This window comes from Chitinibacter sp. SCUT-21 (assembly GCA_041874755.1).
Lineage (GTDB): Bacteria > Pseudomonadota > Gammaproteobacteria > Burkholderiales > Chitinibacteraceae > Chitinibacter.
In genome coordinates this window covers 3,245,529-3,258,552 of the sequence record CP102611.1, presented here as the reverse complement: position 1 = coordinate 3,258,552, position 13,024 = coordinate 3,245,529, and the positions used below count along the sequence as shown (strand labels likewise).

13 protein-coding genes and 1 tRNA gene are annotated in these 13,024 nt (G+C 51.4%); 8 read left to right on the top strand and 6 right to left on the bottom strand.

The window, feature by feature from the left end; genetic code table 11:
• Window positions 1–20: 20 nt before the first annotated feature.
• Window positions 21–452 (bottom strand): Rrf2 family transcriptional regulator, encoded by a 432-nt coding sequence (locus tag NT239_15235; protein ID XGA71093.1) that lies wholly within the window; start codon window positions 450–452, stop codon window positions 21–23.
• 121 nt (window positions 453–573) lie between these two features.
• Here NT239_15235 and NT239_15230 point away from each other — a divergent pair, with 121 nt between their 5' ends.
• The 3 genes from NT239_15230 to NT239_15220 all read left to right on the top strand — a co-directional run bounded on the left by NT239_15230 (window position 574) and on the right by NT239_15220 (window position 2,624).
• A complete protein-coding gene (locus NT239_15230) occupies window positions 574–939 on the top strand; it encodes a hemerythrin domain-containing protein (protein ID XGA71092.1) in 366 nt (121 codons plus the stop codon).
• Window positions 940–976: 37 nt separating this feature from the next.
• Window positions 977–1,348: a hypothetical protein gene (locus tag NT239_15225; GenBank protein XGA71091.1), complete on the top strand. Its 372-nt coding sequence runs from the start codon at window positions 977–979 to the stop codon at window positions 1,346–1,348.
• A gap of 91 nt (window positions 1,349–1,439) precedes the next feature.
• Window positions 1,440–2,624 carry a globin domain-containing protein gene (locus tag NT239_15220; GenBank protein XGA71090.1) on the top strand — a complete coding sequence of 395 codons (1,185 nt, stop codon included), beginning with the start codon at window positions 1,440–1,442 and terminating at the stop codon, window positions 2,622–2,624.
• 60 nt (window positions 2,625–2,684) lie between these two features.
• On the opposite strand, the gene NT239_15215 is transcribed toward NT239_15220, so the two are convergent.
• The 4 genes from NT239_15215 to NT239_15200 all read right to left on the bottom strand — a co-directional run bounded on the left by NT239_15215 (window position 2,685) and on the right by NT239_15200 (window position 7,907).
• The gene (locus NT239_15215; GenBank protein XGA72820.1) at window positions 2,685–3,710 is read right to left on the bottom strand and encodes an ABC transporter permease; all 1,026 of its coding nucleotides are present in this window, start codon (window positions 3,708–3,710) and stop codon (window positions 2,685–2,687) included.
• 8 nt (window positions 3,711–3,718) lie between these two features.
• Entirely contained in the window at window positions 3,719–4,801 is a 1,083-nt protein-coding gene (locus NT239_15210) for an ABC transporter permease subunit (protein ID XGA71089.1), read from the bottom strand.
• 685 nt (window positions 4,802–5,486) lie between these two features.
• Window positions 5,487–6,080, bottom strand: coding sequence for a hypothetical protein (locus NT239_15205; protein XGA71088.1), 594 nt, complete (start codon window positions 6,078–6,080; stop codon window positions 5,487–5,489).
• Window positions 6,081–6,113: 33 nt separating this feature from the next.
• On the bottom strand, window positions 6,114–7,907 hold the full coding sequence (locus NT239_15200; GenBank protein ID XGA71087.1) for an extracellular solute-binding protein: 1,794 nt from the start codon (window positions 7,905–7,907) through the stop codon (window positions 6,114–6,116).
• Window positions 7,908–8,054: 147 nt separating this feature from the next.
• Between NT239_15200 and NT239_15195 the strand changes: the two genes are divergently transcribed.
• From NT239_15195 to NT239_15180, 4 genes are read left to right on the top strand one after another with little or no spacing between them, the layout of a single operon-like run.
• Complete coding sequence (locus NT239_15195; GenBank protein XGA71086.1) at window positions 8,055–8,822, top strand: ABC transporter substrate-binding protein; 768 nt, start codon at window positions 8,055–8,057, stop codon at window positions 8,820–8,822.
• Window positions 8,823–8,862: 40 nt separating this feature from the next.
• A complete protein-coding gene (tsaB, locus tag NT239_15190; protein ID XGA71085.1) occupies window positions 8,863–9,552 on the top strand; it encodes a tRNA (adenosine(37)-N6)-threonylcarbamoyltransferase complex dimerization subunit type 1 TsaB in 690 nt (229 codons plus the stop codon).
• Window positions 9,549–10,067, top strand: coding sequence for a ribosomal protein S18-alanine N-acetyltransferase (gene rimI / locus NT239_15185; protein XGA71084.1), 519 nt, complete (start codon window positions 9,549–9,551; stop codon window positions 10,065–10,067). The genes tsaB and rimI overlap by 4 nt, the downstream gene beginning before the upstream one ends.
• On the top strand, window positions 10,064–10,966 hold the full coding sequence (locus NT239_15180; protein XGA71083.1) for a uracil-DNA glycosylase: 903 nt from the start codon (window positions 10,064–10,066) through the stop codon (window positions 10,964–10,966). Before rimI ends, NT239_15180 begins: the two co-directional genes overlap by 4 nt.
• Before the next feature lie 497 nt (window positions 10,967–11,463).
• Here the strand turns inward: NT239_15180 and NT239_15175 are convergent.
• Window positions 11,464–11,534: transfer RNA gene (locus NT239_15175), tRNA-OTHER, on the bottom strand.
• 158 nt (window positions 11,535–11,692) lie between these two features.
• On the opposite strand from NT239_15175, the gene NT239_15170 reads away from it, so the two are divergent.
• A complete protein-coding gene (locus NT239_15170; GenBank protein ID XGA71082.1) occupies window positions 11,693–12,958 on the top strand; it encodes an integrase family protein in 1,266 nt (421 codons plus the stop codon).
• Window positions 12,959–13,024: the final 66 nt, after the last annotated feature.

Genomic DNA, 13,024 nt, shown 5'->3' with positions numbered 1-13,024 from the left:
CCCTAGCCATTTATCCCTAATCATCGGCTAGGGAAAAATAAAATACTCTGTTCGGCAGGAGTGAGTAAATCAGCCACAGTGACTTGATCCAGACTCGCTAAAAATGCATTAAGCGCATTACCCAAAGCGCCACGCAGCCGACAATTACCTGTTAGCAAACATTGGCTGGAGCTGCCAAAACATTCCACTAGCTCCAAATCGCTTTCCATATGCCGTACAACCTGACCGACACCGATTTGCGCTGCTGGAACTGCGAGCCTGATTCCACCGCCCTTCCCCCGCAAGCCGTTGACATATCCATGGCGGATAAGCTGGTTCACTACTTTCATCATATGACTGCGAGACACCTGAAAGCGCTCAGAGATTTCCTGAATCGTGACCAATCGCTCTTGGTTGGCTGCTAGATAGATCAAAACCCGTAGTGCATAGTCTGTGTGCTGGGTGATGTGCATGCAAGCTCTCCTAATTGGCCTAGAGGTCAAGTATAAAGTTACCAGCGAAAAAGATGAATATAATTTGACTCTTAAAATAAGATTCATTTAAAATGAATCTATAAACAAAAGGAGAAACAACATGCAACGCGACCCTCAGCTCGTTGAATTCTCACGCGAACATTATTCCGCTTTAAAACTGGCCAAAACGTTGCGTCATACCACCGCAGAAACTTTCTCTGCGCACCACAAATTACTAACGCAAATGATGGCTGAACTGGAAACACACTTCCAAGAAGAAGAATTGCTGCTAATCCCTCAATTGGCGCAATTTACTGAAACGGCCTTGATTGCCCGCTTGCAACAAGAGCACCAGCAGCTGCGACATTTGCACGAGAATGCAAATGACTATCGGATTTTGGTCCAATTTGGTGAATTACTTTTTGCTCATGTGCGGTTTGAAGAACGTGTTTTGTTTACGGCGTTGCAACAACACTGGGCGCATTAAATCGCCCACCTACTCACTCAAAGCTAAGGAGCGAACGATGTTTAATACAAACACTCTGCAGTTTCCGATCTCATCAAAGCAAGACGATTTCGCAGCACAGGCTCAAGCTACTCAGCGAACTTCGAAAACAAAAGCAGACAAAAAACCACCAGCAGCATCACCAAGCAATCCACCATTTTTTCAGTTTTCTGCCTCAACCACGCTTAATCTAGGGCGCGGCATGATGTTGCTTTCCGTTCTAGGGGCATTAGTGGCATTGGCCGTCGCATATATCTATCCGGAGCAATTTAGCTTGGGCGAGCAAGTAGCAGCGCATATTTCGTTGCCACTGATGGCCGGATTTTTCAAACTAGGCTACGTAGTTCGTTTAGCCGCGCACCATACGCTAGGCAACTACACCGCTGGCTGATTTTTTTTAGCCAAAAAGATTCAATTTATATTCATGTATTAAGAGTCAATCAGCAAAGACTGAGTTCATCATCACCAAAAGGAAGATACCGATGCTATCAAAAGACGCATTACCATTTATTCAAGCCACCTTACCCGTGGTTAAAGAGCATGGCGCAGCCATTACCGGCCATTTTTATAAACGCATGTTCACGCACCAACCCGAATTGAAAAATCTGTTCAATATGGGCAATCAAGCGTCGGGCGATCAAGCGCAGGCTTTGGCGGGCGCGGTGTATGGCTATGCATCTAATCTAGGCCGTACCGAGATTACCGAGCCTATTTTGAACCGCATTGCGCATAAGCACGTCAGCCTTGGCATCACCCCTGCGCAATACACCATCGTTGGCCGCCATTTGATTGCATCCATCGGCGAAGTTTTGGGCGAAGCGGCGACCAAAGAGATTTTGTCAGCGTGGGACGAAGCCTATTGGCTAATGGCCACCGACCTGATCGCCCGTGAAGCGCGGATTTACCAGGAGCTGGCGTGGCAAGCTGGCCAAGATTGGGATGAAATGACCATTATCGACAAACAGCAGGCAGGCGATGGCGCAATGGCAATTTACCTGCGCCCTAGCAACGGTAGCCCACTACGCCCATTTAGCCCTGGCCAATACATCAGTGTGGGGCTAGATGTTCCGGCATTAGGGCTTAATCAATGCCGCCAATACAGCCTGTCGCAGGCTGCGCAAGACGTGTGGCGTATTACGGTCAAACGCGAACAGCCACAACAAGGCCCAGCGGGCAATGTATCAAACCTGTTGCACGATGCGAAACAGATTGGCGATACCTTACGCGTTGGCCCACCAGCGGGTGAGTTTGTGTTGCACGCCGATGCACGCCCCGTGTATTTAATCAGCGCGGGCATTGGCATTACGCCGGTCTTGGCGATGTTGCAACAACTGCTCGCCGAGCAATCAACGCGAAAAATCGTCTTCGCTCATGCCAGCCAAAGCCAAAATGCGATTGCGCATTGGGATGAAGTCGTCGCAGCGATCGATGCCTTAGAAAACGGTCAACTGGCCTTGTGGCTAGATCAGCCAAGCCAAGACAACGCCGCTTTCAATGGCCGCATGGATTTAAGCCAAATCGGACCGCTGCAAACAGAGGCAGATTTTTATCTTTGCGGCCCACTTGGCTTTATGGCGGCGCAGCGGCAATGGCTGTTAGCGCAAGGGGTTGCTGCGCAGCAAATCCATTATGAAGCCTTCGGCCCCGATGTATTTGGCGCCGCCTGATCGTGTTGTGTGATTGATGTAAACGCTACAGCGGCTGAAATCGCTGTAGCTTTTGCCAGCCTAGCGCGCCCGTGGGTCCAGCGCATTACGCAACCCCTCACCTATCAGCACCAGCATCAGCATTAATCCGAGCAACACCGCAAAGGTCGACAGCGAAATCCACCACGCATCCAAATTCGCCTTGCCTTGCGCCAGTAATTCACCGAGCGACGCCGTTTGCATGCCAACGCCCAGCCCGAGAAAATCGAGGCTGGTCAGCGCCAAAATCGCCGCGCCCATCCGAAATGGCAAAAACGCCAGCACGGGCGTTAGGCTATTGGGCAGCACGTGGCGGCGGATGATTTGCCAGTTGCTCAGCCCCATCGCGCGCGCGGCCAGCACGTATTCCTGATTACGGTTACGCAAAAACTCGGCGCGCGTGTAATCGGCCAAACCCATCCAGCCAAACAGCGTCATTAAAATCAACAGCAGCGCGAGGCTGGGCTCGAAAATCGCGGTGAAAATAATCAGCAAATACAGCTCGGGCAGCGAGGCCCAAATTTCACTGAGCCGCTGGCCAAACAAATCAACGCGCCCGCCAAAATAGCCTTGCACGCCGCCGATCAACATGCCGAGCAGCGAGCCGGTAATCGTCAGCGCCAGCGCGAATAATGCCGAAGTGCGAAAACCGTACAGCAACCGCGCCAGCAAATCGCGTCCTTTGTCATCGGTACCGAGTACATTGGCGCTCGAAGGCGGCGCGGGGTTGGGTTGGCTGGCGAAATAATTGAGCGTATTGGCGCCATAACGATTGGGCGGGAAAATCGCCCAATTACCGTCTTTAGCCAATTGCTGCGCAATAAATGGGTCGAGATAATCAGTCGGCGTTGGAAAATCGCCGCCAAAAGTGGTTTCGGGGTAATCCTTCAAGAGTGGAAAGTACGTCTGCCCTTGGTAATGCACGATATAGGGCTTGTCGTTCGAGATCAGCTCGGCGGCCAAACTCGTTACAAAGCAAATCGCAAACAGCCACAAGCACAGATACGCGCGGCGCTGCGCCTTAAAGCGCGCCCACGCCCGCGCCCAATAGCCGGGGGATTTGATCATCTGATCCATTATGATTTCTCCCCCACCGCAGCAAACTGCACGCGCGGATCAAGCAGCACATAGCCCAAATCCGACAATAATTTGCCAACCAACCCCAGCAGCGTAAAGAAATACAACGTGCCCAACACCACCGGATAATCGCGCCGCAGCACCGATTCATACGCGAGCAGCCCCAGCCCATCGAGCGAAAACAGCGTTTCAATCAGCAAGCTGCCGGTGAAAAAAGCCGCAATAATCGCCTCGGGCAGCCCCACCATCAGCGGCAGCGCGGCGTTGCGCAGGATGTGCCGCCAGAAAATGCGCTTCTCCGATGCTCCTTTGGCTCGCGCGGTCGTCACATATTGTTTATGAATTTCTTCCAGAAACGAATTTTTAGTTAGCATCGTCAAACTAGCAAAACCGCCAACCACCATCGCGGTGACCGGCAGCGCCACATGCCACAACAAATCCATCGCTTTGCCCAGTAGCGAGAGCGTCTGCCAATCGTCGCTCATCAGCCCGCGCAGCGGAAAAACCTGCCAAAACGAGCCGCCGCCAAACAGCACCAGCAGCACCACGCCCAACACAAACGACGGAATCGCGTAGCCAATCATCAACAGCAAAGTCGTCGCCGCATCAAAGCGCGAACCATGCCGCACCGCCTTGGCCACGCCGAGCGGCACCGCGATTAGATAAGTCAGCAGCAAGCTCGAAATCCCCAAACTCATCGACACCGGCAACTTTTCGCGGATTAGCTCGGTTACGCTGGCATGGCGAAACCAGCTCTCGCCCAAATCAAACGTCGCGTAGCTTTTCAGCATCAACCAAAAACGCTCGTGCGCCGGCTTATCAAAACCGTATTGCGTTTTAATCTGTGTGAGCTGCTCATCAGACAAACCCCGCGCCGCTTGGTACATTCCACCAGTCCCGCCACCCGAAGTACCTGCCGATGTATTGCCCGCCGACTCAGCCGCCCCGCGGCCTTTAAGCTGATACACCATCTGCTCGACCGGCCCACCGGGGACGAATTGGATGACAATAAAGCTGACTAGCAGCACACCAAACAGGGTGGGGAGCATCAGCAGTAGGCGTTTGAGGATGTATTGCAGCATATTTTTTAATCCAGTTTGTAGGTCGGCGATGCCCAAAATGCGCCCGACCAATCAGGCATTACAGTTTTTCAACCCAAAGCAAAGCCTGCTATCGCAGGCGGTACACCGGCGGTTTCGCCCGCCGGACGAATCAGGGGCAGTCTTGCCTTGCCCCTGATAACCCTAACGCGCCCGATCGCCGCGAAACCCCGTTTGAAAAAAGCCCGTCAGGGCGCCGCTACAACTCGCGTTGCGCTACCGTCGCAACGCTCAAACACTACGCGGCTTAAAACCCTGACGGCCATTTTTCAAACGGCGCGGCTCAAACGAGCTTTTCGTTCTAATCAACAGCATGGGTATATCTACAAAAATCAATACCACAATAACTCTTAGAGCAATACATTGGTATGTATATATCGTAATGGTGCAACTGTGGGAGTTCCCCTTTCATCAAGCCGAGCGAGGAACAAGCGGTTCGGGGTTTCGGCGAGGACTGTCTGAGGCCGCAGGCCGAGTTCCGCAGCCGCCGAATCGATTGTTCGCAGCGAGGGCATTTTGCGCAGCAAAACTTGATGAGGGGTCGCCTTCCTTTGCTTACTTTCCTTGGCGAAGCAAGGAAAGTAAGTGCCGCGGCGCACAGCCGCCAATCCTTCGCAAATAATCAGATGCTGCTTAATAAAGCCAGCAAATCATTCGAGCCCCGCACTTAGACAGCTGCAGTTGCTTTAGTGAAATGATCATAATATTGTTTTGCATCGTCTTCCGAACCCAACGCAACGTCCAGCATCATCTGAATGCTCCATTCCGAACCCGAAACAACAGTATCAATATCGAGATCATTTGGGTAAGCGTCAGGATCTATTGCCATTTCAAAATTAACAAACCACCAAATGTTTATTTTTCTCAGAAGTTTAACCATCTTTTGAAACTCACCTTCGACATCAACATCGACACCAGATGACAAATAAGAAAGCATCTCATGGGTCAAATTGTTTCGGCATTTTTTGGCTGACTCAAATAATTCAATATCATTACTATCGATAGCACTTCTCTCTAACAGCCAATACAAAGAAGCATAAATAGGACTTTTATTAAGGGATAGAACCTCAGATTTGTAATCATCATCGACTTGTACACCCTCCGAATCAAAACCATTCACATAGAATGATCTCAACTTATCGACAATACTCGATTTAAGCATTTCAAATGCCATTGAAAAAATGGCGGCAGTTATTATGTTTCGCTTGAGAGACTCTGGATTTAAGAATCGTTCCCACTCCATTTTTACTTTTGCATCCATAACTAATATCCAAATAATTCAATAAAAAATGAATCACTTCACCCACCAAGTCGCCAACATCCAATCCCCCGCTTGATAATACAACGGCATCACTTTCGGCATGGCAAACCGATCCCGCCACGCCACACGATGCGTCGCGCTATACCAGTGCGGGATGATGTAGTGGCCGGCCAGCAAGGCGCGATCGAGGGCGTGGACGGCGGTGATTTGGGCGGTGCGATTTGGCGCGGCCAGCACGTGATTAATCAGTGCATCAATCGCGGGGTTTTTAATCCCGATCACATTGCTACTACCTTTCACATCGGCCGCTTTGCTGCCGTAATAATCGAGCAGCTCTTGCCCTGGATTTTGTACGTCAGGAAAGCGCAATACCGTTACGTCAAAATCAAAGCTGTCGAGCCGACGTTGGTACAAGGCGAAATCGATATTGCGCAGCGTGGCGGTGATGCCCAGTTTGGCCAGATTGCGCGCCAGCGGCGGGAAAACGCGGCCCATCGCGCCGCCGTCGTCGAGAATTTCAAAGCTAAACGCTTCGCCCTTGGCATTGCGCAGCGCGCCATCGCGGTATTCCCAGCCGGCTTGTTTTAATAATTCACGCGCTTGGCGCAGATTGTTGCGCAAGGAGTTGGGCGCGCCATTGGATAAACGATCTGTATTGGGCGGCGCGGGTAATTCACCGAATACGGCGGGCGGCAAGTCTTTAGCCAAGGGTTTGAGTAATGCCAACTCGGCCTCGCTTGGCTTGCCGCTGGCGGCCAACTCGCCGTTGGCATAAAAGCTATTGAGGCGCACGTACTGGCTGTAAAACAATTGCCGATTGAGCCATTCAAAATCGAGCGCCAGCCCCAAGGCTTGGCGCACGCGGATGTCGGCAAATTGCGGCTTGCGGATATTGAGCACATAGCCTTGCATACCGCTGCTATTGTGGTGGCGCAGCTCGCGCTTGATGATTTCGCCGCTGCGAAATTTCGGCCCTTGATACTGGCGTGCCCAATTGCGCGCGCTGTATTCGGTGATGAAATCAAATTCGCCGGCTTTAAACGCCTCTAGCCGCGCCACTTCATCTTGATAATAGCGATAAGTGACGCGGTCAAAATTATATTGGCCAAGCCGCGTTGGATGCTGCGCGCCCCAATAATCGGCGCGGCGCTGGTAAGTAATGCTGCGGCCCAGCTGGTAATCGCCAATTTGATACGGCCCGCTAGTGATCGGTTTTTCCAGCGCGATTTTATCCAACGACCTCCCGCCGCCCCACTTTCGCGAAAACACCGGCAAGCCGCCGACGATTTGCGGTAATTCGCGGTTGGCAGTTTTAAAGCGATAGCGGATGGTTTTGGCATCGATCACGTCGCAAGCCGCTACGTCGCTCAATTGCGAAGCAAATTGCGGCGCGGCCAGCTTGCTGTTTAAGGTGTCGAAACTGTGTTTGACGTCTTGCGCCGTCACCGCGTCACCGTTGTTAAAGCGCGCCTTGGCATTCAGCGTAAACGTCACTGATTTGCCGTCCGCCGCGACGGCGATGTCGCTGGCGAGCAAGCCATACATCGTCGCCGTTTCGTCCATGCTCATCGTTCCCAGCGATTCAAACATTAAACCCGAGCCGGCGGCGGGCAGGCCTTTGATAATAAAAGGGTTAAATGAATCAAAGCTTGAGCGACGATCAGGATTGGGCAAAATTAATGCGCCGCCTTTTTTCGCCTGAGGGTCGGCATAGGCAAAAGATTTAAAACCCTCGGGGTATTTCGTGCTATCGCTTAACGAATAAGCATGAGCAGCCCATACTTGGCATTGGTATAAGCACAACACGAGTAATAGTATTTTTTTCATAGCTTGCATCATAAAGCAAAGGCTAATTTGATCGGATGGCTGTGTTTTTTACGTCGGAAGCACGCAACACGTCTATCAGAATAGGCTGGTACACACTACACTGGCCGTCTAGCTTACATATTGCATGATGATGATCGGTGAAGACCTATGCGCGTATTACCTCTGCTAATGCTGTTCGGCTGTGCAAGCTCGCTGATTAGCGCCGAAACGCTGAAAGCATATACCGAAGAATTCGCGCCGTTTAACTACACGCAGCAAGGCCAGTACTTGGGCTTGGCGAATCAAATTCTGGACCGAATTAGCCAAAGTAGCGGCCTGCAATTCGAGCGTGAAAGCTTACCTTGGCTGCGCGCGAGCAATGAAAATCAAGCTCATCCCAATAGCCTGCTCTACACCACGGTGCGTACCCCGCAGCGCGAAAAACAGTATTTATGGGTGGGGCCCTACGATGATTGCGATGTGGTGTTTATCAAGCTGAAAAATCGTAGCGATATTCAAATCAATAGTTTAAAAGACGCTGAAAAGTACACCGCGGGTGCAGCGCGCGGCGCAGCAGCATCACAAATTTTAGCCAGCATGGGCTACAACATGGCCCGCCTTGATACGCGCTCGCCCGAGGAAGCGCGCACAGTACGCATGCTGTACGCTAAGCGCTTTGATTTATCCGCCGGTATGTTGATCCCACATGTGTATAGCGCCAAGCAGCAGCGCTATGACGCTAGCCAGCTCACTGCGGCGTACACGATTACCAAAACGGGCGGCTGTTTTTTTGCGTTTAATCCTCAAGTCAACCCCAATTTGTATCAGCGCTTTAATACTGCGTTCGAGCAATTGCGCAGTAGTGGCGAACTCGACAAAATCCGTCGGCAATACCTTGGCAATGACATCAAATCATCAAATAAAGCAAAGCCCTGAGCCATGTTAGAATAACGTTTTGCCTGCCCGACACTGCGCCATGCCTTTTTTAGCGATTGATACTTCGAGCGATCAGCTCTCACTAGCCATTAGCCATGACCCAGCCAAGCCGATTGTGGCGCGCGAATGGGCCGTGGGGCAAAAGCACGCCGAGCTCACTTTGCCATATTTAAAGCAACTGCTCAGCGAGCAAGGCATCGCGATGAGCGAGCTCAAAGGCATTGCCTACCCCTGCGGGCCAGGCTCGTTTACCGGTTTGCGCATTGGCTGTGGCATTACGCAAGGTTTGGCGTATGCGCTCAATATTCCCGTTGTGGGTATATCGACGCTTCAAGCTCTGGCACAAGCCTCTGGCGCAATACGTGCCTATGTATGCATTGATGCGCGGATGAATCAAGTTTATTGTGCAGCTTACGAGCGCCAAGCCGATCAATCGTGGCGAGAAGTCCATGCCGCGCAAGTGTGCAACCCCGAAGACGTGCCAGTGCCAGAAGGCTGCGATTGGTTTGGCATTGGCACTGGCTTTCACAGCTACGGCGCTGCACTGCAAGAGCGCATCGGCGCACATTTAAGCCAAATCGACGCCGCGCGCCAAGCGCATGCGCGTGAAATGCTGCAACTGGCGCTGCCGCAATTTGCCAAAGGTCAGGTACAGGCGGCGCACGAAGCCAACCTCGTCTATCTGCGCGATAAAGTCGCGCTTAAAACGCACGAACGAGTCGCCAAATGACTGTTGCTCGCCACACGCTTAATGCACCCGTTTTTGCCCGTTTAAACACCAGCCATGTGGCTGCACTGGCCGATTTGGACGAAGAAACCAACCCACATCCGTGGACGGGTAAGCAGTGGCTCGATTCTTTGCAACAACACGATTGCTTTGGGCTGTGGCTGACCGACCAACTCATCGGCTTTGCCGTTTGCATGGCCACGCTGGATGAAGCCGAAATTTTATTAATCGCCGTTCGCCCCGCACTGCAAGGCACGGGTTTAGGCGCACAACTATTGCAGCACACCGAAGCAGAACTAGCGAGCGAAGGCGTCAAGCAATTATTTTTAGAAGTGCGCCAAAGCAATGAGCGCGCTCGCGCTTTTTATCGCCGCCACGGCTGGCAGGAAAATGGCCGCCGCAAAAACTATTACCCGTGTGAAATTACTTTGGACGATGGCCAGCTTAAAACGCGTGAAGACGCGATTATGTGTGGCAAAACCTTGGGCAGTTTGAACGTGAGTGAGGGCAACACATGAATCGCCGCGCACTCATCCTCAATGAATTAGGCCTGAATCCAGTTTGGGTGCGCCATGAAGTCTTGGCGCAGATGCAGACTCATGAAGAGCCACTTGTCGCCCCCGAACCTGCACAACAAGCAATCAGCCAAAGTAGCGAAGGCAAGTTCAGCCCGATTGTGCAAGCTGCACATCAGCGCATGGAGGAAACCATCGCGCATGCGCCTGAAGTGGCCAAAGCGCCATCCAGCGGCGCAGCGGCGATTCACCAAGTGCTAAACGCGCGCAATAATCCACGTAGCGAGGCGAGTCAGCCAGCCCTTGCTACGAGCGAATCAACGCAAGATGAGCGCACGCAAGCCATCATGCAAATGAATTGGGAGCAGTTACAAGAGGCGGTTGCCAACTGCACGGCATGCTCCCTTTGCAAAACGCGAACACAAGCGGTATTTGGCACTGGCAACCCCGCGGCACCGCTGGTCGTGGTCGGTGAGTCACCGGGCGCCGACGAGGACGCGCAGGGCGAGCCATTTGTAGGTAAAGCCGGCAAGCTGCTCGACAATATGCTGGCTAGCATTGGCCAAAAACGCGGAGAGCAAGTCTTTATCGCCAATGTGCTCAAATGTCGACCTCCGGGTAATCGCAACCCGCAAGTCGATGAAGTGGCCAAATGCGCGCCGTTTTTACAGCGCCAGATCGAGTTGATTGCGCCGAAAGTACTGTTCGCCAGCGGACGCTTTGCAATTTCCAGCCTACTGAACGACGATGCGCCGATTTCAGCGCTACGCGGCAAAGTACATCGTTACCGCCAAACGCCGGTAGTCGTGTCGTATCACCCCGCATATTTGTTGCGCAATATGCCCGACAAAGCCAAAGCTTGGCAGGATTTATTGCTACTGCAATCGCAACTGACTGCATAAAAGGTGGGGACATAATCGTCGCCCAAGTGGGAGCCGCAACTTTAAAGCCGTGGCGCGTTTTATGGGAGTTTGCGCGCCATACTCCTAGCGAATGACATAAGCTCAACGACGCTACTTCGCAGATTACCCACTCAGTGAAGTAGATAAAGTCCACGCCTATTTATCCAGCACCATCAATCGCTGGATGCCCTATACCGCAGATTACCCATTACTTTTGCTTAGAAGGTACTACAACTGCACCAAGCTATATCCCCGCTCATGTTGGCTGCGGCGTATCCTCACAGGGAGAGTTCGAAGTAGATTTCGCATCTGATACACATAATAAGCACAAAAAACTAAAGCAATAACAGGACCTGCTCATTTCGCAAGACAAAATCCTGGAGCTGCGCCACTCAAATAAATAACCGATAAAACTAATAATCTAGTTACACATCGGGTACTAAGCTAATTGAGCATAAAAAAAGCACCTAGCGTTTCCGCTAAGTGCTTGATTTTATTGGTGGGCCCACACGGACTTGAACCGTGGACCAAAGGATTATGAGTCCTACTATCTAAAATCCACAAACCCAGCAAAACAAGCCACAACCCGCATAAATACTAGCTTTACACCTAAATAGCCAATTATCTATCGTTGCACAGAATACCCTAGAATAGCGTAGAATGACCCTAATTCCCGTACATTTGCCAGTACATTGTTAATGTATGGGATTAACTAGGGGATAAATCATGGCACGGGTTAATTTGACGCTAGACCGCATACGCAAACTAGAATTGCCTGAAGGTAAAACTCAGGCGTTTTTGTGGGATGCAGAGCCGAAGTCTTTGTTTGTGCGGATCACTAAGGGCCCAAAGCCAACACCTGAGAACCCCAAACCAAAACCAACAAAGGCGTTTGTCTTTCAAGGGTTAATAGCTGGTAACTATTTCCGCCTTACTATTGGCAATTGCGACGTTTGGAGTATTGAAGATGCAAGGGCTGAAGCCCGAAGATTGCAAAGCGTCATAGACCAAGGCGACGATCCACGCGAAATCAAAGCTGAAAAATTAGCCACAACCAAGCGGGCAAAGCAAGAAGCTGAAATCAAGCAAACTACACTTAGGGACATTTGGCCGCGATATATTGCCGAGGCCTCACGCCATGGCCGCCGCAAAAATTCGAAGCCATGGGGAGCGCATCATATTGCCGCGCATGAGAGGGCCGTGAAAGACGGTGGCGCATTATCCGCGCTACTGGATGTTGCAATTGCTGATTTAACCGAACAACGGCTTAAACAATGGCTCGAGATTGAAACCGCAAGCCGTGCAACCGTGGCCGCACTGGCCTACCGCATGTTACGCACTTGCCTAAACTGGATCGCTGAACAGCCCGAATACAGCGACATCGTAAACACCAAAGCAATCAGCGCAACCAAAGTTGTACAGGTTTTGCCCAAACCAACCGAAAAAAACAACCAACTCAGGGAGCGCCAAATCAAGCCATGGTTTGATGCTGTACTCAAACTACCAAATCAAATCATTGCCGTATATTTGCAAGTTGTTTTACTTAGTGGGCGTAGGCGTGAAGAAATACTGGATTTAAAGTGGACTGACTTAGATTTTAAGTGGGCAACCATGACGGTCAACGACAAAGTACAGGGCCGTGTAACCTTGCCATTAGCGCCCTACTCTCTTGAGTTACTAAATAAACTACCAAGAAATAATGAGTGGGTTTTCAGCAGCCCGTCATCGGCCAATGGCCGACTACAAGAGCCGCGAAAATCACTAGATCGAGTCATTGCAGAAATCGGCGTCCCCCACACAATCCACGATTTACGCCGCACCTACGCCACTTTAAGCGAAGAAGTTTGTCCTGCGGGTGTTGCGGCTCAATTGCAGGGCCATGTTCCTAAAGACGTGCGCGGCAAGCATTACGTCAACCGTTCACTTGATACTTTGGCTAAATGGGCGGCCGAGGTGGAAAACACAATTCTCAGTTTTGCCGAGCGTAGATAGCGCAAAGCTACGCAGAGCAGCGACACTGTGCTAATATTTGCCCTGTCGATAGTTTTTTTATATCGA